The sequence below is a fragment of the Mycobacterium sp. TY814 genome (assembly GCF_030755175.1).
Lineage (GTDB): Bacteria > Actinomycetota > Actinomycetes > Mycobacteriales > Mycobacteriaceae > Mycobacterium.
Genome location: NZ_JAUFRY010000006.1, coordinates 196,840 through 218,745, shown reverse-complemented (window position 1 = coordinate 218,745; position 21,906 = coordinate 196,840). Strand labels below are relative to the sequence as shown.

General features: G+C 68.7%; 15 protein-coding genes and 1 pseudogene. 12 read left to right on the top strand and 4 right to left on the bottom strand.

Annotated elements, in window-relative coordinates; all coding sequences use genetic code 11:
• Positions 1–342: 342 nt before the first annotated feature.
• Together QXH22_RS30300 and QXH22_RS30295 are read left to right on the top strand one after the other, a co-directional pair.
• On the top strand, positions 343–1,173 hold the full coding sequence (locus QXH22_RS30300; RefSeq protein WP_306247447.1) for an amidohydrolase family protein: 831 nt from the start codon (positions 343–345) through the stop codon (positions 1,171–1,173).
• Complete coding sequence (locus QXH22_RS30295) at positions 1,170–2,717, top strand: acetolactate synthase large subunit (RefSeq protein WP_306277849.1); 1,548 nt, start codon at positions 1,170–1,172, stop codon at positions 2,715–2,717. The genes QXH22_RS30300 and QXH22_RS30295 overlap by 4 nt, the downstream gene beginning before the upstream one ends.
• 145 nt (positions 2,718–2,862) lie before the next feature.
• On the opposite strand, the gene QXH22_RS30290 is transcribed toward QXH22_RS30295, so the two are convergent.
• The 4 genes from QXH22_RS30290 to QXH22_RS30275 form a co-directional block, all read right to left on the bottom strand.
• Positions 2,863–7,059, bottom strand: coding sequence for a PE family protein (locus QXH22_RS30290; RefSeq protein WP_306277848.1), 4,197 nt, complete (start codon positions 7,057–7,059; stop codon positions 2,863–2,865).
• Positions 7,060–7,243: 184 nt separating this feature from the next.
• A complete protein-coding gene (gene fadD17, locus QXH22_RS30285) occupies positions 7,244–8,746 on the bottom strand; it encodes a long-chain-fatty-acid--CoA ligase FadD17 (protein WP_306277847.1) in 1,503 nt (500 codons plus the stop codon).
• Positions 8,747–8,846: 100 nt separating this feature from the next.
• On the bottom strand, positions 8,847–9,932 hold the full coding sequence (locus QXH22_RS30280) for an acyl-CoA dehydrogenase family protein (RefSeq protein ID WP_306277846.1): 1,086 nt from the start codon (positions 9,930–9,932) through the stop codon (positions 8,847–8,849).
• Between the two features lie 25 nt (positions 9,933–9,957).
• Entirely contained in the window at positions 9,958–11,139 is a 1,182-nt protein-coding gene (locus tag QXH22_RS30275; protein WP_306247456.1) for an acyl-CoA dehydrogenase, read from the bottom strand.
• A 215-nt stretch (positions 11,140–11,354) separates the two neighbouring features.
• On the opposite strand from QXH22_RS30275, the gene QXH22_RS30270 reads away from it, so the two are divergent.
• The 10 genes and pseudogenes from QXH22_RS30270 to QXH22_RS30225 all read left to right on the top strand — a co-directional run bounded on the left by QXH22_RS30270 (position 11,355) and on the right by QXH22_RS30225 (position 21,896).
• Positions 11,355–11,546, top strand: coding sequence for a ferredoxin (locus tag QXH22_RS30270; protein WP_055581977.1), 192 nt, complete (start codon positions 11,355–11,357; stop codon positions 11,544–11,546).
• 25 nt (positions 11,547–11,571) lie between these two features.
• On the top strand, positions 11,572–12,477 hold the full coding sequence (locus QXH22_RS30265) for a 3-oxoacyl-ACP reductase (protein ID WP_306247458.1): 906 nt from the start codon (positions 11,572–11,574) through the stop codon (positions 12,475–12,477).
• Between the two features lie 192 nt (positions 12,478–12,669).
• Positions 12,670–13,434, top strand: a complete 765-nt coding sequence (locus QXH22_RS30260) for an ABC transporter permease (protein WP_055581978.1) — start codon at positions 12,670–12,672, stop codon at positions 13,432–13,434.
• A gap of 44 nt (positions 13,435–13,478) precedes the next feature.
• A complete protein-coding gene (locus QXH22_RS30255) occupies positions 13,479–14,321 on the top strand; it encodes an ABC transporter permease (RefSeq protein ID WP_306247460.1) in 843 nt (280 codons plus the stop codon).
• A 5-nt stretch (positions 14,322–14,326) separates the two neighbouring features.
• Positions 14,327–15,528: pseudogene (locus tag QXH22_RS30250) on the top strand (virulence factor Mce family protein).
• A complete protein-coding gene (locus tag QXH22_RS30245) occupies positions 15,528–16,583 on the top strand; it encodes an MCE family protein (protein WP_306247464.1) in 1,056 nt (351 codons plus the stop codon). The pseudogene QXH22_RS30250 and the gene QXH22_RS30245 overlap by 1 nt, the downstream one beginning before the upstream one ends.
• Positions 16,570–17,646, top strand: a complete 1,077-nt coding sequence (locus QXH22_RS30240; protein ID WP_306277845.1) for a virulence factor Mce family protein — start codon at positions 16,570–16,572, stop codon at positions 17,644–17,646. The genes QXH22_RS30245 and QXH22_RS30240 overlap by 14 nt, the downstream gene beginning before the upstream one ends.
• A gap of 10 nt (positions 17,647–17,656) precedes the next feature.
• Positions 17,657–19,063 (top strand): virulence factor Mce family protein, encoded by a 1,407-nt coding sequence (locus QXH22_RS30235; protein ID WP_306247468.1) that lies wholly within the window; start codon positions 17,657–17,659, stop codon positions 19,061–19,063.
• On the top strand, positions 19,060–20,214 hold the full coding sequence (locus QXH22_RS30230) for a virulence factor Mce family protein (RefSeq protein WP_306247470.1): 1,155 nt from the start codon (positions 19,060–19,062) through the stop codon (positions 20,212–20,214). The genes QXH22_RS30235 and QXH22_RS30230 overlap by 4 nt, the downstream gene beginning before the upstream one ends.
• Before the next feature lie 11 nt (positions 20,215–20,225).
• The gene (locus tag QXH22_RS30225; protein ID WP_306247472.1) at positions 20,226–21,896 is read left to right on the top strand and encodes a virulence factor Mce family protein; all 1,671 of its coding nucleotides are present in this window, start codon (positions 20,226–20,228) and stop codon (positions 21,894–21,896) included.
• The last annotated feature ends 10 nt before the right edge of the window (positions 21,897–21,906 follow it).

Sequence of the window (21,906 nt, the reverse complement as noted above, 5' to 3'; positions counted from 1 at the left end):
GCTGCCTCCCGCGGTGTGGTCTGAATCGATTGTCACCGTCAAAGGGGCGGGCGCCGCGTTCGCAGACGTAATGGCGAACCTATCCCTGCTACCTCGGTCACGCGCGCCGACAGCATTTCTGGGGACCGAATAGGACCGACATCCTGATTTATCCCCTGGCTGAGTGGATTCGCTTGCGGCGCCGTTGTTCGGCTCGCCGATACTTCGCCCGTCTTTGACCGCAGGTCTCGCGGGCGAATGGTGGATTGAGCGGATGAAATTCTCTCCCGCGATTGAGGGATCGGCCGCCACGCGTAATGCGAACCCCGCCGGGCATCCTCACCGCGCTAGTGTCAGAGCGCGATGACGATCGATGTATGGATGCAGCATCCGACGCAGCGGTTCCTGCGTAGCGACATGTTGGCCTCGCTGCGCCGCTGGACCGGTGGGTCCATGCCGGACGCCGAGATCCCTATCGACGTGACCGTGGCCGCGATGGACGCCGCCGGCGTCGAACTCGGGCTGCTCAGCGCGTGGCTCGGCCCGGCGGGCCAGGACCTGGTGTCCAACGACGAGGTCGGCGAGTGGATTCACCTGCACCCCAACCGTTTTAAGGGCCTGGCGACCGTCGATCTGGACCGTCCGATGGAGGCCGTGCGCGAGCTGCGGCGCCGCGTGCAGGAGGGGTTCGTCGGGTTGCGGGTGGTGCCGTGGCTGTGGAACGCCCCGCCGACCGACCGGCGCTACTACCCCCTGTTCGCCCAGTGCGTCGAATCGAAAGTGCCGTTCTGCACTCAGGTAGGGCACACCGGACCGTTGCGCCCATCGGAGACCGGACGCCCGATCCCCTACATCGACCAGGTCGCTCTCGACTTCCCGGAGTTGGTGATCGTGTGCGGGCACGTCGGTTACCCGTGGACCGAGGAAATGGTCGCGGTGGCCCGCAAACACGAGAATGTCTACATCGACACGTCCGCCTACACCATCCGCCGGCTCCCCGGCGAATTGGTCCGGTTCATGAAAACCGGTACCGGACAACGCAAAGTCCTGTTCGGGACCAACTACCCGATGATTGCCCACGAGCACGCACTGGCGGGTCTTGACGAACTGGGACTCAGCGACGAGGCTCGGCGGGACTTCCTGCACGACAACGCCGAGCGGGTTTTCAGGTTGCAACGAAAGGTGGACACGTGAACGGTGCGCAGGCTCTGATCAACACCTTGGTCGACGGCGGCGTCGACGTGTGTTTCTCGAACCCCGGCACCTCGGAGATGCACTTCGTCGCGGCGCTGGACACCGTCGACCAAATGCGGGGCGTGCTCACGCTTTTCGAGGGTGTCGCCACGGGTGCTGCGGACGGTTACGCGCGCATCGCCGGGCGCCCGGCGGCAGTGCTGCTGCACCTCGGGCCCGGACTGGGCAACGGTCTGGCCAACCTGCACAACGCCCGCCGCGCCCGGGTGCCGATGGTGGTTGTCGTCGGCGATCACGCCACCTACCACAAAAAGTACGATGCCCCACTGGAATCCGACATCGACGCGGTCGCCGGCACGGTGTCGGGATGGGTGCGCAGAACCGCGACCGCGGCCGACGTCGGCGCCGACACTGCCGACGCCATCGCGGCCAGCGTGTCCGGGTCGTTCGTCTCCACGCTGATCCTGCCCGCCGACGCCTCCTGGTCCGAGGGCGCCCAGCCCGCGACGGTCGACGGCGCCGCTCCGTCCGCCGTGAGCGTCGACGTCAGCAAGGTGGCCGACGTGCTGCGCTCGGGTGAACCGACCACCATCCTGGTCGGGGGAGACGCCACCCGCGGACCGGGACTGTCCGCGGCCGTGCGGATCGCCGAGGCCACCGGCGCCCGCCTGCTGTGCGAAACGTTCCCGACCCGACTGGAGCGTGGCGCCGGGGTGCCGGCTATCGAGCGGCTGGGCTACTTCGCCGAGGCCGCCGCGGCTCAACTCGACGGAGCCAAGCATCTGGTGCTCGCCGGGGCAAGGTCGCCGGTCTCCTTCTTCGCTTATCCAGGGATGCCCAGCGACCTGGTCCCGTCCGGTTGCGACGTGCATGTGCTGGCCGAATACGACGGTGCCGCAGCCGCTTTGGACGCTTTGGCAGACGAAGTGGCGCCTGGCACGACCGCGCCGCTGGCGCCCGCCTCCCGTCCCCAGCTGCCGTCGGGCGCCCTCACGTCCGCGTCGGCGGCCGAGGTGATCGGCGCGCTGTTACCCGAGCGGGCCATCGTCGTCGACGAATCCAACACCTCGGGCCTGATGTTGCCGGCGGCGACCGCCGGAGCGCCGGCCCACGACTGGCTGACGCTGACCGGCGGGGCAATCGGATACGGCATCCCGACCGCAGTCGGCGCAGCCGTGGCCGCACCCGACCGTCCGGTGCTGTGTCTGGAATCCGACGGGTCGGCGATGTACACGATCTCCGGGCTGTGGTCACAGGCACGGGAACTGCTGGACGTCACCACCGTCATCTACAACAACGGCGCCTACGACATCCTGCGGCTCGAGCTGCAGCGCGTCGGCGTTGAGGCCGGGCCGGGGCCGAAAGCCAAAGATCTCCTCGATATCTCCCGTCCCACAATGGACTTCGTCAAGATCGCCGAAGGGATGGGGGTGCCGGCCCGGCGCGCCACCACCTGCGAAGAACTCGCCGACGCACTGCGCGACGCCTTCGCCGAACCGGGCCCGCACCTGATCGACGCGGTGGTGCCGTCGCTGTTGGGGTAGCTGATCGTGACTGAGGCGCAGCGTCCGCCGTCCGGTCCGAGCTCAGACGCCCCGCCTGACCCCCTGCAGCCTTGAGGTCCGCGATGCCCTCGTTATTGGAATTCGGTCCGGTTTAACCCCGTCAGCACCTCGATGTGTGAAGAGGTCAAACGGCAATGCCGCCAGAGCCTCCGGCACCGGCAGCACCCCCGGCCCCGCCGGCTCCACCGGCTGTGACGACGCCGGCCGTACCCGTGTTGCTCAATCCACCGGCGATGCCTGATTGACCCTGTGTACTGCTTCCCGATAGCCCGCCGCTCCCGCCGGTGCCACCGGCCCCGCTGTCGCCGCCGGTACCGCCTTTACCTCCGATGCCACCGGCACCTAGTCCTGCGGAACCGCCGTTGCCGCCGGTGCCACCCGCACCCCCTGTACCGCCGGACCCGCCAGCGCCGCCATTCGCGGCCGTACCGCCAGCGCCCCCGCTCTGACCACCGGCACCGCCGTTGCCGCCAGCGCCAGCGTCGCCGCCCCTGGCGCCGGTTCCGCCGGCCCCGCCGTCACCGGCGGTGCCGTTGATGCTGGATCCACCGGCCCCGCCTGTGCCGGTACCGGCGTTGCCGCCGTTGCCGCCGTTGCCACCGACCGCGCCTTTGCCGCCGTCACCACCAACGCCTCCCGCGCCCCCCACGGCTCCGCTTCCGCCATTCAGGCCGCCGTCCCCGCCACGGCCGCCGAGGCCACCGGTGCCGCCTCTACCCGCATTGATGCCACCGCTGGCACCGTTGCCGCCGTCGCCGCCATTGCCGCCGGTCGCTTTGCCGTTTGTCCCAGTCGCTGACGCGTCCCCACCGTTACCTCCATTGCCCCCCGCGGCACCGTTGCCGCCGAGAGATTTGACTATGGGCGGCCCGACGGGGGGGTTGATGGTCTCGGTGCCGTCGGTGGCGTTGCCGCCGTTGCCTCCATTGCCGCCGGTAGCCACCCCGTTGTCGTTGTTCGCGGTGGCCGTGCCGCCGGCGCCGCCCTTACCGCCGGCGCCAAAGGCCCCGCCGGCCCCACCGTTGCCCCCGATGCCGCCGACGGCCGTGCCGCCCTTGCCGGATTCGGTTGCATTGCCGCCGGCACCGCCCGTGCCGCCGGGCGCACTCTGCCCGCCGGTACCGCCGGCGCCGGCGTTTCCGGCGAAGGCGAACTGGTTGTCGTTGGTATTCGTCAAGTCGATCCCCGCGCCGCCCGTTCCGCCCTGCTGAAGTTGGGTGGCGCCGTTTGTCCCGGTTCCACCCGGGTTACCCGGGTTAGGCAATCCTGTCGCGGCCGTTGAGGTCGGCGGAACCGGGAGGTTTATGCCGTCGGCGCCCTTGCCGCCGTTGCCGGCTTGACCGCCGGCACCACCGTTGCCGCCCTTGCCCGCGTTGCCCGCATTACCGCCAGCGCCGCCGGCGGCCCCGCCGGCGCCAGGCCCGCCACCCTTGCTGCCGTCGCCCCCGGCACCGCCGTCGCCGGCGTTCGATGTCGGCCCGGTCGAGACATTGAAACTGTTGGTGCCATCGGCGCCGTTCGCGCCGATGCCGCCGGTACCGCCGGTACCGCCGTTGCCGCCGGCGCCGCCGGAACCGCCGGTGAGACCGTTACCGCCCTTGCCTCCGGCGCCGCCGTTACCGGCCACGCCCGCATTGCCGCCGTCGCCGCCGGCACCGGCACTGTCGCTGCCCGACGCCGCCAGGGCGTTACCGCCGGACACACCGAGGCCGCCGTTGCCGCCGCTGCCCGCGTTGCCGCCGTTGCCGCCGTTGCCTCCGTTGCCGGCGGGCGCCTTCGTCGCGCCCGCACCACCGGTACCGCCGGTGCCACCATTGCCGGCATTGCCGCCCTGACCGCCGGCTCCACCGGAACCGGCTGCAGCGTCGGTGTCCAGGATGCCGCCCGGCGCGCCCTTGCCGCCGCCGCCGCCCTTGCCGCCGTCGCCGCTGTTTCCGCCGTTGCCGCCGGCGCCCCCGGAACCTCCGGCGCCCGCGGCGCCGCCGGTCCCGCCGGTGCCACCGATGCCGCCGTTTCCGCCGGTGCCCCCGGTGCCGCCGTTCGGTGCGATGTTGACGCCACTGTTGGGTTGGACGGCATTGCCGCCCTGGCCGCCGTTGCCGGCGTTGCCGGCCTTGCCGCCGTCGCCACCGGCTCCGCCGCTGCCCCCGGGGCCGCCGGCACTGCCGCCGGCGCCGCCCGCACCGCCGTTCCCGCCGTCACCGCCGGTCTGACCAGTGCCGCCGGCCGGTGCGGCACCGGTGCCCGTGCTGCCAGTGCCCCCGGCAACGCCGGTGCCGCCACTACCGCCGGCGCCGCCCTTCCCACCGCTGCCACCGAGCCCGCCGTTGAGGCCGTTGGCGCCACCGGCACCGCCGGCACCGCCGTCGCCACCCGCGAAGCCGGAGGCGCCGCCGCCGACGCCGTTGGCGCCGCTGCCGCCACCGCCGCCGTCACCGCCCAGCCCGCCATTACCGCCCTTGCCCAGGGCACCCGCGGTTCCACCGTTCGCTGCCCCGCCCGCGCCCGGAGCGCCGCCGGCACCACCCGCGCCGCCTATGCCGCCGGTCGGCGAGTTGGTGCTGTTGTTGCCGGCATGTCCGCCGGTGCCGCCGCCCGCGCCGTCGCCACCCGTGCCCCCGGTGCCGCCGGTGCCCCCGGCGCCACCGGCGCCACCACCGGCACCGCCGCTACCACCGTTGCCGCCCGCCTTACCGGCTCCACCGACCGCGTTGGCCGTGCCGGAGTTGTCGGCGCCGTTGCCGCCCGTGGTGCCGTTGCCACCGTCTCCGCCGAGGCCGCCGTTGCCACCGGCGCCGGTCGCGCCGGCCTTGCCGCCGCCACCGGTGCCTGCCGAACCGCCGGCACCGGCAACACCGCCCTTGCCGCCGATCCCGCCGTTGCCGCCGTCGTTACCGCCTGCCGCCCCGTCGGCTCCCGCGCTGGCGTTGCCGCCCTGTCCGCCGGCGCCGCCCAGGCCGCCGTTGCCGGCAACGCCACCCGTGACGGCGGCACCACCGGTCCCGCCCTTGCCGCCCTGGCCACCGGCGAAGCCGTTGTTGCCGTCTTTGCCGGCCACCAGTTGGGCGGCCCCGTCAGCGCCCGTGCCGCCCTGTCCGCCGGTCCCGCCGGTACCGCCGGCGCCGACGCCGCCGGACAGCCCTGCGTTGGACAGCGTGCCGGAGGCGCCTGCGCTTCCGCCCGGTCCGGCGGCGCCGCCGCTGCCGCCGTCACCGCCGGTGCCGGCGGCGATCACGGTGGAACCGGCGCCACCCTGGCCGCCGCTTCCGCCGATACCACCCTGGCCTCCGGCGCCACCCGCGCCACCGTGACCGAACAGCACCGGACCCGCGCCGCCTTGTCCACCGGCCCCTCCGTTGCCGGCCAAACCGCCGTTTTCGCCGGTGCCGCCGACGACGAGGCTGGCCTTGCCGGCACCGCCGTCACCGCCCTGGCCGCCGGCACCGCCGTCGCCGCCGTTCATGAACAGGCCGCCGGCCCCGCCGTTGCCACCGGTGCCGCCGTTGCCGGCGCCGCCTCCGCCGACGGCACCCGGAGCGCCGATGCCACCGGCGCCGCCCTTGCCGCCGGTGCCGAACAGCCACGCCCCGTTGCCGCCGTCGCCGCCGTGGCCGCCGGTGCCGCCGCCCGTGCCGCCCTGGCCGCCGGCGCCCCCGACACCGCCGCCGCCGAACAGATACGAGCTGTTGCCCCCAGTGCCACCGGCACCACCCAGACCGCCGCCGGCCGCGCCGACGCCGCCGATGCCGCCGCCACCGCCCGCGCCGAACAGCAGGCCACCGTTTCCGCCGTTGCCGCCGCGGGCCCCGCCGCTGCCACCGGCGCCGCCGAAGCCGCCGTTGCCGAACAACCCGGCCGAGCCGCCGTTGCCGCCGGGCTGGCCCGGGCCTCCCGCAGCGCCGGCGCCGCCGCTACCGAACAACCACCCGCCGTCGCCACCGTTGCCGCCCGGCGTCGTGGCGTTGGCTCCGTTACCGATGATCGGGCGGGACAGCAAGGCCTGGATGGGGTCGGCCGCAGCGGCCGCGGCCAGCCGGAGGTTGACCGCCTCGGCGGCGGCATACGAGTTCGCACCGGAGGTCAGCGCCGCCACGAACTGCTGATGGAAAGCCTCCGCCTGGCCCGCCAGCACCTGGTACCCCTGCGCGTGCTGCGCGAACAGGTTGGTGATGGCGGTCGACACCTCGTCGGCGGCGGCCGACACCAGCCCCGTGGTAGGAGCCGCGGCCGCCTGGGTCGCGGCGCAGATGGTCGAGCCCAGGCTGGTCAGATTCGTGGCCACCGACGTCACTGTTTCCGGCATTACCAGCAGGTATGACATCCGGCACCTCGCAAGAAATAATGCGGCCCGGCGGCGGCCAGGCAAGCAGCGATGCAAGTGTTAGGCGCGGATCGTATCGCGTCTCCACAGCGCGTTGTTGGATTCACGCGTAATAGCGCGATCTGAGCGAGAAATCGTGCATTTCGGCTGCTGAGAGGGGTTGTCAGGAGCCCTCGTCGTCAGCTCAACGGGGAATTTGAAATACCGGTTCGCCGCAGTCAACGCCTTCGGCCGAGAGCTGTCGCTTGAGCACCTTGAAGGTCATCGTGCCGGGGAGGCCGGCGCTCACCCGCACGTACGACGGCCACTGCTTGCGGCTGAGATCGGTCTGCCCGGACAGAAACGTCCGGAACTCCTGCGGGTCGAACTGTGTGCCGGGTGCCAGGATGACGGCCGCCATCACCTGGTCGCCGACCACCGGGTCGGGCACCGGGTAGACCGCGACCTCGGTCACGGACGGATGGCGCAGCAGCACCCGTTCGATCGGGGCGGTGCCCAGGTTCTCACCGTCCACCCGCATCCAGTCACCGAGTCGCCCGGCGAAATAGGCGTAGCCCGCGTCGTCCCGGCAAGCGAGATCACCGCTGTGGTAGATGCCCCCGGCCATGCGGGCGGCCTCGGCGTCAGGGTCGTTGTAGTAACCCTCGAAACCGCCGGCGCCTTTGGTGTTGACCAGCTCGCCGACGACACCCGGCGGGCAAGGCGCGCCGGTTTCCGGGTCGACGATTTCCACGCCGTCCGGCAGCGGACCCAGCGAACCCGGCGGGGTGTCGGGGGTGCGGGCGATCGCCACTCCGAGTTCGGTTGATCCGAAGCCGTCCTGAACGCGGCAGCCGAACCGGGAGGCGAACCGCTCGATGTCGCGCGGCACACCCTCGTTGCCGTAGACGGCCCGCAACGGGTTGTCCGCGTCATCGGGCTGCTCCGGGGTGGCCAGCACGTAGGACAGTGGCTTGCCCACGTAGTTGGCGTAGGTGGCGCCATAGCGTCGTACGTCGGGCAGGAACCCGGACGCCGAGAACTTGCGCCGTAGCGCCACGGAACCCTGGCATGCCGCTGCCACCGCCCAACCGACCAGCACCGCGTTGGAGTGGAACAGCGGCATCGACACATAGCAGACGTCGTCGGCGCCGAGCCGGAAGCGCTGCGCCATTCCCAGGCCGGCGCCGGCAACCTTGCCGTGACTGCACTTCACCGCCTTGGGCTCGCCGCTGGTTCCCGAGGTGAAGATCAGCATGAAAAGGTCTGCCGGAGAAGCGGATTGGAACTCCAGATCGGCGTCCCGGTGAGCGGCGATCTCATCGGCCCATTCTGTTGAGTCGACGTTGAGGTGATCGATCCCGTCCAGCGCCGCAGCGGAATTCGTATCGGCAAGCACCAGTTGGCAGTCGGCATGGCCGATGTCGCGGGCCAGCGCCGCGCCGCGGCGCACCGGGTTGAGGCCCACCGGCACGATCCCGGACAGTCCTGCCGCGACCAGCACTGCCGAAAAGAACGGCGTGTTCTCCAGCAGCACGCCGACGTGCGGCGGCCGGGTGGGGTCCAGGCGCTCCCGCACCGTCGCCACCAGGGCCGCAGCGTCACGCAGGTGTTCCCGCCAACTGGTGAAGGAATCCTCGAAATACACGCCGCGGTCGTCGATTTCGGCCAGTGGTCGCAGCAGTGCGGTGACCGTGGGTTCGCTCACGTCACTTCCTCTTCATCTCGAATGTGAAGCTGGCTTCACGTTCGACGTCGACTGTGAAGCTGGCTTCACGCTCGCCGGAGACCGGGCCGGGCCCACGCCTTTAAGCAGGAGTCTCCGCGAGTTCGCGTCCGATCTGCCGCAGCTGCCCGGTGGCTCCACCCAGCGCGAACTCGGTTTCCTTGGCGGACAGGAAGTACCGGTGCACCGGGTGATCCGTGTCGACACCCACACCGCCGTGCACGTGCACGATCGTGTGCGCCACCCGGTGGCCGGCGTCGGCCGCCCAGAATGCCGCGGACGCCACGTCGATTTCGGCCGGGATGTCCTCGGCGACCTTCCATGCCGCCTGGGTCAACGTCAACCGTAGGCCCTTGACGTCGATATAGCCGTCGGCCAGCCGCTGGCCCACCGCCTGGAAGCTGCCGATCGGGCGGTCGAATTGCTCACGGGTGCGGGCGTATTCGGCCGTCATCTGCAAACCGCGCTCCAGCACACCGAGCTGGTAGGCGCTGCGGCCCAGGGTCGAGATCGTGCGCAGCCAGAGCACCACGTCGGCGCCACCCACGCGGCGCGCGTCGTCCACCGCAACACCGTCCAGCGCCAGGTGGCCGACGCTGCCCAGGCCGGTGGTCTGCAGCGGCGTCACCGTCACCCCGGGGTCGTCGGCGGCGACCAGGAAGACCGCTGTGCCGGAATCGGTTTCAGCGGGCACCAGGAACGCGTCGGCGGCAGGGCCGTAGGACACCTGGGTTCGGCTTCCGGTGAGCCGGCCGTCGACCGCCTGCACCGGCCCGTCGCCCATTTCTCCGTCCAATGCGACCGTCAGAATTTTCTCACCGCGCACCGCGTCGGAGCCCCAGCCCTGCTGCAGCTCTTCGGAACCGAACCGCGCCAGGGCGCCCGAGCCCAGCACGATCGACTCGAGGTACGGCACCGCCGCCAGTTGGTGGCCGAGCGCGACCAGGATTGCCACCTGTTCGAGGACGCCGAAACCGTCGCCGCCCACCTGGGTGGCGGCCGCGCTGGTCAGGATGTCGCTGTCGACGAGCTTGCGCCACAGGTCGCGGTCGACGCGTTGGTCAAGCTTGTCCAGCTCGCGCTGGTGCTCGGGCGTGCACACCGAGTTGACGATGGTGTCGACCAGTCCGCCGAGGTCCTGTGCGGCTTCGGTTGTCGAGAAATCCATGAATATCCTTCTCCTGCCGGAAAATTCAGCGGTTGGCCCGGGGCAGCCCGAGGGCAACCATGCCGATGATGTCGCGCTGGACTTCGTTAGTGCCGCCGCCGAAGGTCAGGATCAGGCACGCCCGGTGCATCCGCTCGACCCGGCCCCGCAGCAGGGCGCCGGGGGAGTCCTGACGTAGCGTCGCCGCGGTGCCCAGCACCTCCATGAGCAGCCGGTAGGCCTCGGTGGCCAGTTCGGTCCCGAACACCTTGGCCGCTGAAGCGTCTGCGGGGGAGAGGTTTTCACTCGACGCAGACGCGAGCTCCCAGTTGATCAGCTTGAGCACTTCGACCTTGGCGTGCACGCGGGCCAGGTTGAGCTGCACCCACTCCGAGTCGATGAGCCGTCCGCCGCCGGCGTCCTTGGTGTTCTGGGCCCATTCCCGAACTTCGCGCAGGCACATGAAGATCGGGGCCGGCGAGACGAGTGCGACCCGCTCGTGGTTGAGCTGGTTGGTCACCAGCTTCCAGCCCGCGTTCTCCTCGCCGATCAGGTTGGTCACCGGCACCCGCACGTCGGTGTAGTAGGTGGCGCTGGTGTCCGGACCGGCCATGGTGTGCACCGGCGTCCACGAGAATCCTTCGGCGGTGGTGGGCACCACCAGCATCGAGATGCCGCGGTGCTTCTTGGCTTCCGGGTTGGTGCGTACCGCGAGCCATACCCAATCGGCGTAGGCGATCAGGCTGGTCCACATCTTCTGGCCGTTGATCACGTACTCGTCGCCGTCGCGCACCGCGGTGGTGCGCAGGTTGGCCAGGTCGGTGCCCGCCCCCGGCTCCGAATAGCCGATGGAGAAATGCAGCTCGCCCGCGGCGATCTTGGGCAGGAAGAACTTCTTCTGCTCGTCGGTGCCGAAGGCCATGATCGTCGGGGCCACGCTGTTGATCGTCAGGAACGGCACCGGTGCGCCCGCGATCGCCGCTTCGTCGGTGAAGATCAGCGAGTCCATCGGCTCGCGGTCCTGGCCGCCGTACTCCTTGGGCCAGTTCAGGGTGAGCCACCCGTCTTTGCCCATCTGCGCGACGGTCTCGCGGTACACGTTGCCGGTGCCGTATTCGCCCTGTACCGAGCTCAGCGCCTCACGGCGCTCCGGTGTCATCAGCTTGGTGAAGTAGGACCGCAGCTCGCGACGCAGCTCCTCCTGTTCGGGGGTGTAACTGATGCGCATTCCCGCCGCCTCCGATCGAGCGATCGTCTCTGTGGGCGGGCACCGAAACCACGCCGGCGGCCACCCATTCGTTCTCCCGGTTGTAACACGTTCTAGTCTGGGAATCCAGCGACCCTATGGTCATCCGTATCAGGGCCCTAGGGTGGTGCTGGATACTGATCGAGTTTGGACCAGGCGTGTTTCCCTACTCCAGCCCAGGTTTCAAGGAGGGTGCCATGCGAGTGATCGTCGACCGTGACCGGTGCGAAGGTAACGCGGTGTGCTTGGGAATTGCACCCGATATCTTCGACCTGGACGACGAGGACTATGCCGTCGTGAAGACCGATCCCATTCCGCCGGATCAGGAGGATCTGGCCGAGCAGGCGATCGCGGAATGCCCGCGGGCGGCGCTGCTGCGCGAGGACTGACGAAGAAACTAGAGGTATTCATAAATTGAGTAGCACTACGAACGCGACCGATCTGTCCGGCAAGGTCGCGGTGGTGACCGGTGCCGCCGCGGGCCTGGGCCGCGCCGAGGCCATCGGCCTGGCCCGGCTGGGTGCGACCGTCGTCGTCAACGACATCGCCTCCGGCCTGGACTCCTCCGACGTCCTCGACGAGATCAGCTCGGCGGGCGCCAAGGCGGTGGCGGTGGCCGGCGACATCAGCAAGCGCGAGACGGCAGACGAACTCGTCGCCACGGCCGACGGTCTGGGCGGCCTGAACATCGTCATCAACAACGCCGGCATCACCCGCGACCGGATGCTGTTCAACATGAGCGACGAGGACTGGGACCAGGTGATCGCCGTGCACCTGCGCGGACATTTCCTGCTGACCCGCAACGCCGCCACCTACTGGCGCAGCAAGGCGAAGGAAGGCGACGGCCGGGTTTTCGGCCGCATCGTCAACACCTCCTCAGAGGCCGGTCTGGTCGGCCCGGTGGGGCAGGCCAACTACGGCGCCGCCAAAGCCGGCATCACCGCCCTGACCCTGTCGGCGGCCCGGGCGCTGGGCCGATATGGCGTGTGCGCCAACGCGATCTGCCCCCGCGCACGCACCGCGATGACGGCCGACGTGTTCGGCGCGGCACCTGAAGACGCCGAGATCGACCCCTTGTCGCCCGAGCACGTGGTGAGCCTGGTGCAGTTCCTGGCCTCGCCGGCGGCCGCCGACGTCAACGGTCAGGTGTTCATCGTCTACGGTCCGCGCGTCACTCTGGTGGCGGCGCCCACCGCCGAGCACCAGTTCGACGCCGGCGGCGCGGCCTGGGATCCGGCGCAACTGAGCCAGACGCTGCAGGGCTACTTCGCCGACCGCGACCCCGAAGTGAACTTCGCCGCCACCGGTCTGATGGACTGACCCGCCGTACCGGACACAGGTAGAGGGGAAATACCAGCTAGGCATAATTGCCACAAAATTTTTCGAGCTTCATCGACACTCAGAACTTGTTCTAGTTAGTATGAGCCGGCTCACACCAAGCAACGAGTCATCCAACGGTGTGTTCAGGGCAGACCGAACTTCGCCGCGAGCAACAGATTGGGGGACCCGGGCTTGTTGCAAAAAGTTGCCGTTCCGGCCCGAGCTGTCGGCGGCTTCTTCGAGATGTCGATCGAGACCGCACGTGCCGCCTTCCGGCGGCCGTTTCAGATGCGGGAGTTCCTGGACCAGACGTGGATGGTCGCGCGGGTGTCACTGGTTCCCACCCTGCTGGTGTCCATCCCCTTCACGGTGCTCGTCGCGTTCACCCTGAACATCCTGCTGCGCGAGATCGGCGCCGCCGACTTGTCCGGCGCCGGAACGGCATTCGGCACCATCACCCAGCTCGGCCCGATCGTCACCGTGCTCGTGGTGGCCGGAGCCGGTGCCACCGCCATCTGCGCTGACCTGGGTGCCCGCACCATCCGCGAGGAAATCGACGCGATGCGGGTCCTCGGTATCGATCCCATCCAGCGACTGGTGGTGCCCCGCGTGCTGGCCTCCACCCTGGTCGCGCTGCTGCTCAACGGACTGGTCTGCATCATCGGCCTGTCCGGGGGTTACGCGTTCTCCGTTTTCCTGCAGGGGGTCAACCCGGGCGCGTTCATCAACGGACTGACCGTGCTCACCGGGCTGCGTGAGCTGATCCTCGCCGAAGTCAAGGCGCTGCTGTTCGGAGTGATGGCGGGACTGGTCGGCTGCTACCGCGGCCTCACCGTCAAGGGCGGACCCAAGGGCGTCGGCAACGCCGTCAACGAAACGGTGGTCTACGCGTTCATCTGCCTCTTCGTGATCAACGTCGTCATGACCGCCATCGGCGTCAGAATCTCGGCCAAGTAGGTGCGGGTAACAGATGACGGCCAACGAGCGATGGTGAAGATGCGATGAGCTACGACGCCACACTCCGCTTCAAGCGCTTCTTCTCGAGGTTCGCCGCGCCGGTCGACAACTTCGGCGAGCAGGCGCTGTTCTACGGCGAAACCGTGCGCTACATCCCCAACGCCGTCACGAAGTACCGCAAGGAGACCATCCGCCTCATCGCCGAGATGACGCTGGGCGCCGGTGCGTTGATCATGATCGGCGGCACCGTCGGCGTCGCGGCCTTCCTCACGCTGGCCTCCGGCGGTGTCATTGCCGTGCAAGGTTATTCGTCGCTGGGCAACATCGGTATCGAGGCGCTCACCGGCTTCCTCTCGGCGTTCCTCAACGTTCGCGTCGTCGCCCCGGTCATCGCCGGCATCGCGCTGGCCGCCACCATCGGCGCCGGCGCCACCGCCCAGCTGGGCGCGATGCGGGTCTCCGAGGAGATCGACGCCGTCGAATGCATGGCGGTGCACTCGGTGTCCTACCTGGTGTCGACCCGGCTGATCGCGGGACTGGTGGCCATCATCCCGCTGTACTCACTGTCGGTGCTGGCCGCCTTCTTTGCCGCCCGCTTCACCACGGTGTTCATCAACGGACAGTCCGCGGGCCTGTACGACCACTACTTCAATACCTTCCTGATCCCCTCGGACCTGTTGTGGTCGTTCGCGCAGGCCATCGCCATGTCGATCGCGGTCATGCTGGTGCACACCTATTACGGCTACAACGCCAGCGGCGGGTCGGTCGGCGTGGGCATTGCCGTCGGCCAGGCGGTGCGCACCTCGCTGATCGTCGTCGTCGTCATCACCCTGCTCATCTCGCTCGCTGTATACGGGGCGTCCGGCAACTTCAACCTCTCGGGGTAAGGGCTATGGCAGGCATAGGATCACGACGAACCGCGGGCCGACTGGCCGCGGCGACGCTCGCTGGTTTGATGGTGGCGGCGGCGGTGCTGACCTACCTGTCCTACACCGCGGCATTCACCTCGACCCAGACGGTGACGGTCGCGTCCAAGCGCGCCGGACTGGTGATGGAGCCGGGTGCCAAGGTCAAGTTCCGCGGCATCCAGATCGGCAAGGTCGAAGACATCAGCTACAGCGGCGACCAGGCGCGCCTCAAGCTGGCCATCTACAGCGACGACCTGCATTTCATCCCGTCCAACGCCACGGTGCACATCGCGGGCAACACGATTTTCGGTGCCAAGTCGGTGGAGTTCATCCCGCCCCAGAGCCCGTCGCCGACGTCGATTCGCCCGAACGCCACGGTGGAGGCCTCCGCGGTACAGCTAGAGGTCAACACGCTGTTCCAGTCGTTGACCAACCTGCTGCACAAAGTCGACCCGGTCGAGTTGAACGGCACCCTGAGCGCGCTGTCGGAAGGCCTGCGCGGCCACGGCGACGACCTGGGGGCGCTGCTGTCCGGACTCAATACGCTGACCCGCCAAGCGAATCCGAAACTGCCGACACTGCAGGAGGATTTCCGCAAGGCCGGCATCGTGACCAACATCTACGGTGACGCCGCGCCCGATCTGAACACGGTGTTCGCGAATCTCCCGACGATCAGCAAGACGGTCGTCGACGAGCAGACCAACCTCAACACCACGCTGCTGGCCGCAATCGGTCTGGCCAACAACGGTTACGAGACACTAGCGCCGGCCGAGCAGAACCTGATCGACACCATCAACCGGCTGCGGGCCCCGCTGAAAGTGGCGGCCGACTACTCGCCGGAGTTCGGCTGCCTGCTCGCCGGCATCGACCGCGGCATCAAGGAGTTCGCCCCGTTGATCGGCGTGCGCAAGGCGGGCCTGTTCACCTCGTCAAGCTTCGTGATCGGCGCCCCGGCCTACACGTATCCCGAGAGCCTGCCGAACGTTAACGCCTCCGGCGGCCCGAACTGCCGCGGCCTGCCCGACATCCCCACCAAGCAGACCGGCGGGTCGTACTACCGGGCGCCGTTCCTGGTCACCGACAACGCGACATCCCCTACGAGCCGTTCACCGAGTTGCAGTTCGACGCGCCGTCGACCCTGCAGTTCCTCTTCCATGGCGCCTTCGCAGAGCGGGACGATTTCTGATGGCCTCCGGAGCAATGCCGTCGCACCGGTCGATGATGATCAAGGTCGGCATCTTCGTCGTGACGATGGTGCTGGCCAGTGCCGCCCTGGTGGTGGTGTTCGGCGACTTCCGGTTCGGTTCGGAGAACACCTATCACGCCACATTCCTGGACGCCTCCAAGCTCAAGGGTGGCCAGAAGGTGCGTATCGCCGGTGTGCCCGTCGGCGCGGTGTCCGGGGTGAAGCTCAACCCCGACAACACCGTCGACGTGGAATTCGGTGTCGACGCCCGCTACACGCTGTACTCATCCAGCCGCGCGGTGATCCGCTACGAGAACCTGGTCGGCGACCGGTTCCTGGAGATCACCTCCGGCCCCGGTGAACTGCGCAAGCTGCCGCCCGGCGGGACGATGAACTCCCAGCACACCCAGCCCGCGCTCGATCTCGACGCGCTGCTCGGTGGGCTCAAGCCGGTGCTCAAAGGCCTGGACGCCGACAAGATCAACACGATCAGCAGCGCCGTCATCGAACTGTTGCAGGGTCAGGGCGGCGCGCTGGCCAACGTGCTCGCCGACACCAGCAGCTTCTCCAACGCGCTGGGCAAGCGCGACCAGCTGATCGGCGACGTGATCACCAACCTCAACACGGTTCTGGGCACCGTCGACCAGCGCAGCGCCCAGTTCTCGGCCAGCGTCGACCAGCTGCAGCAGCTGATCGAGGGGCTGGCCAAGAACAAGGACACCATCGCCGGAGCCATCCCGCCGCTGGCCTCGACCGTCACGGATCTCACTGAGCTGCTGCGCAATTCGCGCCGCCCGCTGCAGGGAGTCCTGGAGAATGCACGGCCGTTCGCCACCGAGCTCGACACCCGCAAAGCCGAGATCAACAACGACGTCGAGCAACTCGGCGAGGACTACCTGCGGCTGGCGGCACTGGGCACCTACGGTTCGTTCTTCAACATCTACTTCTGCTCGGTGACGATCAAGATCAACGGGCCGGCGGGTTCCGACATCCGGTTGGGCCTCGGCGGCCAGGTGGATTCCAGCAAGGGGAGGTGCGCCTTTGCCAAGCAATAAGAAGCCAGGCAGCAAGCGCGACCAGGATCCGCTCCGCACCGGCATCATCGGCCTGGCGGTCGTGACCTTCGTCGTCCTCATCGCCTTCGGCTACTCGGGGCTGCCGTTCTGGCCGCAGGGCAAGACCTACACGGCGTACTTCAGCGACGCGGGCGGCATCACGCCCGGCAACAACGTGCTGGTCTCCGGCGTCAAGGTGGGCAAGGTGTCCGACGTCGAACTGGCCGGTGACACCGCCAAGGTCACCTTCAGCGTCGACCGGCACGTCGTCGTCGGCGACCAGTCGCTGGCCGCGATCCGCACCGACACCATCCTCGGCGAGCGTTCGATCTCGGTGAGCCCCGGCGGCTCGGGCAACGCGACCACCATTCCGCTCAGCCGGACCACCACGCCCTACACCCTGGCCGGCGCGCTCGAGGACCTCGGGCAGAACGCGAACAACCTCAACAAGCCACAGTTCGAACACGCGCTGAAAGTGCTCACCGAGACGCTGCACGACGCGACCCCCGGGTTGCGCGGCGCGCTGGACGGCGTGACGACCCTGTCGCGCACCCTCAACAGCCGTGACGAAGCGCTGCAGGGTCTGCTTGCGCACGCCAAGTCGGTGACGGCGGTGTTGTCCGACCGTGCCGGGCAGGTGAAGAAGCTGGTGGACCAGGGCGACCAACTGTTCGCCGCGCTGGATGAGCGCCGCTCCGCGTTGAGCGCGCTGATCTCCGGCATCGACGACGTGTCCGCCCAGTTGTCCGGCTTCGTCAACGACAACCGCAAGGAGTTCGGTCCCGCCCTGACCAAGATCAACCAGGTGCTGGCCAACCTGAACGAGCGCCGCGACTACATCACCGAGGCACTCAAGAGGTTGCCGACGTACGCCACCACACTGGGCGAGGTGGTCGGCTCCGGTCCCGGCTTCAACGTCAACGTCTTCGGCGCCATCCCGGCGCCGCTGGTGGCCACCATGTTCGACGCGGTCTTCCAGCCGGGCAAGCTGCCGGACAGCTTCGCCGACTACCTGCGCGGCATGATCCAGGAACGGTGGACGATTAGGCCGAAATCACCATGATCGAGTCCATTTGACAACAGCGAAGCGCTTCGGTAGCAAGGGTTGGCGGACCGTCACCATCGTCGTCCTGGTGGCGGTGCTGGTGGGTGGCGCCTACGTGCTGTTCTCGGCCGGCGGCGGGGGACGCAAGCTCACGGCCTACTTCACCTCGGCCGTCGGGCTCTACCCCGGTGACCAGGTGCGCGTCCTGGGCGTGCCGGTGGGCGAGATCGAGTCGATCGAACCGCGGCCGGCCGACGTCAAGATCACCATGAAGGTCAAGGACGGCCTCAAGATCCCGGCGGACGCCAAGGCCGTGATCATGTCGCCGAACCTGGTGGCAGCCCGCTTCATCCAGCTCACCCCGGCGTTCACCGGCGGCCCCTCGTTGCCGGACGGCGCCAGCATCGACCTGACCCGCACCGCGGTCCCGGTGGAGTGGGACGAGGTCAAGGAAGCGCTGACCCAACTGTCGGTCTCGCTGAGCCCGGCGGCCGGCGAGATGCAGGGCCCGTTGGGCGCGGCGATCAACCAGGCCGCGGACACCCTCAACGGCAACGGCGACTCCTTCCACAACGCCTTGCGCGAGCTTGCGCAAGTCGCTGGGCGACTTGGGGATTCGCGCAGCGACATCTTCGGCACGGTGAAGAACCTGCAGGTGCTCGTCGACGCGCTGTCGCAGAGCAACGAACAGATCGTGCAATTCGCCGGGCATGTGGCGTCGGTGTCGCAGGTGCTCGCCGACAGTTCCCGGGACCTCGACCACACCCTGGGATCGCTCAACCAGGCCCTGTCGGACGTCCGGGGATTCCTGCACGAGAACAACGCGACGCTGATCGAGACGGTCAACCAGCTCACCGACTTCACCCAGACCCTGAGCGACCAGAGCGAGAACATCGAGCAGGTGCTGCACGTCGCGGGTCCCGGTATCACGAACTTCTACAACATCTATGACCCCGCGCAGGGCACCCTGAACGGTCTGCTCTCACTGCCCAACTTCCTGAACCCGGTGCAGTTCATCTGCGGTGGTTCCTTCGACACCGCGGCGGGGCCGTCGGGACCGGAATACTTCAAGCGCGCCGAGATCTGCCGCGAGCGCCTCGGCCCGGTGCTGCGCCGGCTCACCGTGAACTTCCCGCCGATCATGTTCCACCCGATCAACACCATCACGGCCTACAAGGGGCAGATCATCTATGACACCCCGGCCACCGCGGCCAAGGCGGAGACGCCCGTTCCGGAACTGACCTGGATTCCGGCCAAGGGTTCGGGCCAGCCGGCGCCGAGCAACGTCACGGACCTGCAGAACCTGTTCGTCCCGAATGCCCCCGGTCCCGGCCCGGCATCGCCACCGGGGTACGGGCCCGCGCCGGGTCCCGCCCCCGCCGCCCCCGCTGCGGCACCCGGACCGCTGCCTGCCGAGCAAGGAGCGGGTCGATGAAGCGAATCCTGTTGCGCGCCGGCGTATTCGTCACGGGCAGCACCCTGTTGGCCGGTTGCTCGTTCGGTGGTCTGAACTCCCTGTCGCTGCCCGGCACCGCCGGTCACGGTGGTGGCGCGTATTCGATCACCGTCGAACTGCCCGATGTGTCGACGTTGCCGCAGAACTCGCCGGTCATGGTCGACGACGTCACGGTGGGCAGTGTGTCCGGCATCTCGGCCGAGCAGCGTTCCGACGGATCCTTTTACGCCGCAGTGAAACTCGCGCTGGACAAGAACGTGGTGCTGCCGGCCAACGCGGTCGCCAAGGTTGCCCAGACCTCGCTGCTGGGTTCTCTGCACATCGACCTGGCTCCGCCCACCGACCAGGCCCCGACGGGCCGGCTGGGCAACGGATCGCGCATTCCGGAGTCCAGGACGGGCCGCTTCCCGACCACCGAGGAGGTCTTCTCGGCGCTGGGCGTGGTGGTCAACAAGGGCAATGTCGGTGCGCTGGAAGAGATCACCGACGAGACCTATCAGGCCGTGGCCGGGCGGCAGGGCCAGTTCGTCGACCTGGTGCCGCGGCTGGCGGAGCTGACGTCGGGCCTCAACAAACAGGTCAACGACATCATTTCCGCCGTCGAGGGGCTGAACCGGTTCTCCTCGATCCTGGCCCGCGACAAGGACAATCTGGGCCGGGCGCTGGACACGTTGCCCGACGCGCTGCGGGTGCTGAACAAGAACCGGGACAACATCGTTCAGGCATTCAGCGCCCTGAACAAGCTGGCGATGGTCACCTCCAACGTGCTGTCCAAGACCAAGGCCGACTTCGCCGCCGACCTCAAGGACCTGTATTCGGCGATCAAGGCGCTCAACGACAACAGGAAGAACTTCGTCACCTCGTTGCAGATCATGCTGACGTTCCCGTTCCCGAACTTCGGCATCAAGCAGGCGGTGCGCGGCGACTACCTGAACGTCTTCACCACGTTCGACCTGACTCTGCGCCGGCTCGGTGAGACGTTCTTCACCACCAGCTACGCCATGGACCCGAACATGATGCACATGGATGAGGTGCTCAATGCACCCGACTTCCTGATGGGCGAAATGGCCAACCTGTCCGGACAAGCGGCCGACCCGTTCAAGATCCCGCCCGGCACGGCGGCGCAGTAGAGGCGGGGACGATGATCGACAGACTTACCAAGATCCAGCTGTCCATATTCGCGGCTATCACCGTGATCACGCTGACCGTGATGGCGATCTTCTATCTGCGCCTGCCGTCCACGTTCGGCATCGGAACTTACGGTGTGAGCGCCGATTTCGTCGCCGGCGGCGGCATCTACAAGAACGCCAACGTCACCTACCGCGGCGTCGCCGTGGGCCGGGTGGACTCGGTGCAACTGAACCCGAGCGGCGTCACCGCCGAGATGCGGCTCAACAGCGGGACCCCGATCCCGTCGAACGTCACCGCGACGGTCAAGAGCGTGTCGGCGATCGGTGAGCAGTACATCGACCTGGTGCCGCCGGCCAACCCCGCGCCGGGCAAGCTGCGCAACGGAGCCAAGATCGACCGTGCCAACACCCGCATCGGTCAGGACGTCGCCGACCTGCTCAAGAAGGCCGAGACATTGGTCAACAGCCTCGGCGACACCCGCTTGCGCGAGGTGCTGCACGAGGCGTTCCTGGCGACCAACGGCACCGGTCCGGAACTGGCCAGGCTGGTCGAATCAGCCCGGCTGCTGGTCGATGAGGCCAACACCAACTACCCGCAGGTCTCCCAGCTGATCGACCAGGCCGGACCGTTCCTGCAGGCCCAGGTGCGCGCCGGCGCCGACATCAAGTCGCTGTCGGACGGGCTCGCCCGCTTCACTTCCGAGGTGCGCCGGGCCGACCCGCGGCTGCGCGACACGCTGGCCACCGCGCCGGGTGCGCTCGACGAGGCCAACGAGACCTTCAGCGGTATCCGCCCGTCGTTCCCGGCGCTCGCGGCCAACATGGCGAATCTGGGCCGGGTCGGCGTCATCTACCACAAATCGATCGAGCAACTCCTCGTCGTGTTCCCGGCGCTGTTCGCCGCGATCACGACGGCGGCTGGCGGCGAACCGCAGGACGAGGGCGCGAAGCTGGACTTCAAGCTCGACCTGAACGACCCGCCGCCGTGCAGCACCGGCTTCATTCCGGCGCCCCTGATGCGCACGCCGGCCGACGAGACGGTGCGGGAAGTCCCGCGCGACATGTACTGCAAGACCGCGCAGAATGATCCAAGCACCGTGCGTGGCGCGCGCAACTACCCGTGCCAGGAGTTCCCCGGAAAGCGGGCACCGACGGTGCAGTTGTGCCGCGACCCGCGTGGGTACGTCCCGGTCGGCACCAACCCCTGGCGAGGACCACCGATCCCGTACGGCACCCCGGTCACCAACGGGCTGAACGTCCTGCCGCCGAACCACTTCCCGTTCATCCCGCCGGGAGCCGATCCCGATCCGGGGACGCCGATCGTCGGGCCCCCGCCCCCGGGGGTGACACCCGGCCCGGGTCCGGCACCACATCAGCCGGCCTACGACCCGCCGCCGCCCAACAACGTCCCGCCGCCGCCGGGTAATCCGTCGTGGATGCCGCCGAACTACCCGCCGGAGCCACCGCAGCTCCCGTACCCCAAGTACATCGAGCCGCCGGGGCCGCCGGTCGGCACCGGTCCGGCGGAGGCCAACGGGGCCGGCTACACCACGACGTACGACCCGTCTACCGGCCGGTTCAAGGATCCTTCCGGCGGCACTGGTATCTTCGCGTCCGGCGTTACCGGTCCCTCCAGCGCCGAAAGCTGGGTGGACCTCATGCTCGCTCCGAAAACCTCTTAGTGGATCCAGT

Excerpts from the sequence above, each read along its gene's own strand:
- QXH22_RS30300 (WP_306247447.1), top strand. The coding sequence starts at position 343 with ATGACGATCGATGTATGGATGCAGCATCCGACGCAGCGGTTCCTGCGT.
- QXH22_RS30290 (WP_306277848.1), bottom strand. The coding sequence starts at position 7,059 with ATGTCATACCTGCTGGTAATGCCGGAAACAGTGACGTCGGTGGCCACG.
- QXH22_RS30280 (WP_306277846.1), bottom strand. The coding sequence starts at position 9,932 with ATGGATTTCTCGACAACCGAAGCCGCACAGGACCTCGGCGGACTGGTC.
- QXH22_RS30275 (WP_306247456.1), bottom strand. The coding sequence starts at position 11,139 with ATGCGCATCAGTTACACCCCCGAACAGGAGGAGCTGCGTCGCGAGCTG.
- QXH22_RS30270 (WP_055581977.1), top strand. The coding sequence starts at position 11,355 with ATGCGAGTGATCGTCGACCGTGACCGGTGCGAAGGTAACGCGGTGTGC.
- QXH22_RS30255 (WP_306247460.1), top strand. The coding sequence starts at position 13,479 with ATGAGCTACGACGCCACACTCCGCTTCAAGCGCTTCTTCTCGAGGTTC.
- QXH22_RS30245 (WP_306247464.1), top strand. The coding sequence starts at position 15,528 with ATGGCCTCCGGAGCAATGCCGTCGCACCGGTCGATGATGATCAAGGTC.
- QXH22_RS30230 (WP_306247470.1), top strand. The coding sequence starts at position 19,060 with ATGAAGCGAATCCTGTTGCGCGCCGGCGTATTCGTCACGGGCAGCACC.
- QXH22_RS30225 (WP_306247472.1), top strand. The coding sequence starts at position 20,226 with ATGATCGACAGACTTACCAAGATCCAGCTGTCCATATTCGCGGCTATC.